Source organism: Staphylococcus sp. HMSC077D08 (assembly GCF_001837945.1).
Taxonomy (GTDB): Bacteria; Bacillota; Bacilli; order Staphylococcales; family Staphylococcaceae; genus Staphylococcus; species Staphylococcus epidermidis.
On record NZ_KV834827.1, the window covers coordinates 93249 to 93901 of the forward strand.

Below are 653 nucleotides of genomic sequence, written 5' to 3' on the forward strand. Positions count from 1 at the left end.
TCACTCTTTACCATACTATCTTTTGGTGTGTGACTTGATGATTGGGTGTGAATGTACGTTGGATATTTTGAACTACTTTTCTAAGCGTAATACCTTTGACCGACTTGAACACTCTCTTTACCTGTAATCGCAACTCTATGTTGTATTAATGGTATGTTCTTTTCTAATATACTGTTCTTTTTTTAAAATTGTTGGGCTCGATGGCCTATCTAGTGCTTACCTTGTTGTAGCGCATTAGACGCTTGGCCTCTCATATTACTCAACATTTGACCGATTCGATTCTCGATTGCTCTGTATAAAGTTTTTAGACTAATTGAGAACACCGTCTGTCGTTTTAGGTATGATTCATCTTTCTATACTTGGATATCTGTTTTCACTGAGAGATTTTTGAAAATTTATAATAAAAATGGAGTAAATGAATACTTCTACATCCATCTACTCCATCTTAGTGTGTCATTTTTTAGTTACAATAATTATCTTAATCCAAGTAAAGCTAATAAATTTAGAACAAAAATAATAACTGCTACAATTATTGAAATTTGTAGTAATTTAGCGCCTTTAACTTCATCATATTTTTTATCCTTAACACTATAAATAATACTTCCAATGAAATAAAAAACGCTTTAATTCTTTTCATCTCATCTTTCCAATAA

At 30.9% G+C, this 653-nt stretch carries 1 protein-coding gene; it reads right to left on the reverse strand.

The features are described 5' to 3' along the window. Positions 1–473 precede the first annotated feature (473 nt). Positions 474–608, reverse strand: a complete 135-nt coding sequence (locus HMPREF2663_RS13130; RefSeq protein WP_232172246.1) for a hypothetical protein — start codon at positions 606–608, stop codon at positions 474–476. Positions 609–653: the final 45 nt, after the last annotated feature.